Source organism: Vibrio sp. 10N.261.52.A1 (assembly GCF_002876325.1).
Classification (GTDB): domain Bacteria; phylum Pseudomonadota; class Gammaproteobacteria; order Enterobacterales; family Vibrionaceae; genus Vibrio; species Vibrio chagasii.
The window spans coordinates 1-1,589 of sequence record NZ_MCYD01001431.1 but is presented as its reverse complement, the minus strand read 5'-3'; the positions used below and the strand labels follow the sequence as shown (position 1 = coordinate 1,589).

The following is a 1,589-nucleotide window of genomic DNA, read 5'->3' as shown; positions in this document are numbered from 1 at the left end:
GGCGTGATTCCGCTTGTTCTAACAGTTGCAGCTTTTCACTGTTAGCAAGGTTCTCTTGATCGTGCCTTGCCTCTTGCTCACGCAGTTCAGCCTCCAATTCAGACTTATGGTCTTTCAGCACGTTAATCTCATCGGCATACTGCTGTCGTTCTTGTTTGACCGCTTCGAAGTAGCGAAGCTTTTCCATCGCTGCCATCACCTTACCGTGTGCTTGTTTCAGCTCGAATGCAGCTTTGTCTCGCTCGTCATCCATTTCATCGAGCTCTTGCTGTGCCTCTGCTAAAGAGGATTTGAGCTGTGACTGCTGAGATTCATGCAACAAACGATCAGACTCAAGTTGCTGCTCGAGCAATCGCTGCTGAAAAGAGAGCTTCTGTTTAACCCACCAACCCACGACGCCACCACTGACGAGTGCGCCAGAAATTGCAGCAATAAGCGTTGCCTGATGTTCGATAATCCATTGCATGATAATGATTTAGCCTAATTGGAAATAACTCATTAAATGGTATTTTGATACTGGATAAATGTCCAGTTTGCCGTATTAAAATTCGACAGATAGACTAAGCGCTCCGTATTCAGTCCCACCCAATTAGAATGAGTTGCCATGAACAAACGTCGTGCCTTGGGCTTTGGCCTTTCCGCAGTACTGCTGTGGTCAACGGTCGCTACTGCTTTTAAGCTGACCCTTGCTGAGTTTTCACCTATCCAAATGCTGACCATTGCCAGCATTGTGTCGTCGATTGCGCTGATCGCGGTCTGCGCCTTTCAAGGTAAGCTTTCTCAGCTAAGCACAACATTCCTATCAAACCCTTGGTACTACCTACTGCTTGGTTTGGTTAACCCTCTGGCCTACTACCTGATTCTCTTCAAAGCATACGACCTGCTGCCAGCTTCTCAAGCTCAGGCCATCAACTACAGCTGGGCTATCACTCTAACGCTAATGGCAGCCGTTTTTCTGGGGCAAAAGATTCGCAAGCAAGATTGGGTAGCTTGTACCTTCAGTTATGCGGGTGTGGTCGTGATTGCTACCAAAGGTGATGTACTAGGTATGCAGTTCGATAGCCCACTTGGCGTCGCGTTGGCACTGCTTTCAACACTACTGTGGGCGGGCTACTGGATCCTTAACACCAAAAACAAGGCTGACCCTGTGGTGGGCGTACTGCTTGGATTCTTAGTGGCGCTACCCTTTGCGATTGGTTTAACCATTTTCGAGGGCGAGAGCTTTAGCCAAATCACGGCGAAAGGTTGGATGGCGGTGACTTACGTTGGACTGTTTGAGATGGGAATTACCTTTGTGTTGTGGCTATCAGCATTGAAGCTCACCAACAACACGGCACGCATCAGCAACCTGATTTTCGCCTCACCATTTATATCTCTAATGCTACTTTCCACCATTATCGGCGAAGAAATTCACCCATCAACCCTGTTTGGTTTAGTGCTGATTATTGCCGGTTTAGTGATTCAACAAATCAAATTCTCAAAAGACAAAGCGGTTGCTAATGAGAGCTAAAAGCGTCGATTGATTGAGAAAATCATTACCTTAGCCGTTTTAGGTTGTAAATGAGATACAAAAATGGCGAGTCGTATGA

At 46.8% G+C, this 1,589-nt stretch carries 1 protein-coding gene and 1 pseudogene; one reads left to right on the top strand and one right to left on the bottom strand.

Going from position 1 to position 1,589, the window contains the following annotated elements:
- A pseudogene (locus BCT81_RS28800) lies at positions 1 to 466 on the bottom strand (DNA recombination protein RmuC); the annotation flags it as partial.
- 138 nt (positions 467 to 604) lie between these two features.
- On the opposite strand from BCT81_RS28800, the gene BCT81_RS28795 reads away from it, so the two are divergent.
- Positions 605 to 1,510, top strand: coding sequence for a DMT family transporter (locus BCT81_RS28795; protein ID WP_102426644.1), 906 nt, complete (start codon positions 605 to 607; stop codon positions 1,508 to 1,510).
- Positions 1,511 to 1,589: the final 79 nt, after the last annotated feature.

Coding starts and splice junctions, on each gene's coding strand:
- BCT81_RS28795 (WP_102426644.1), top strand. CDS start 605: ATGAACAAACGTCGTGCCTTGGGCTTTGGCCTTTCCGCAGTACTGCTG.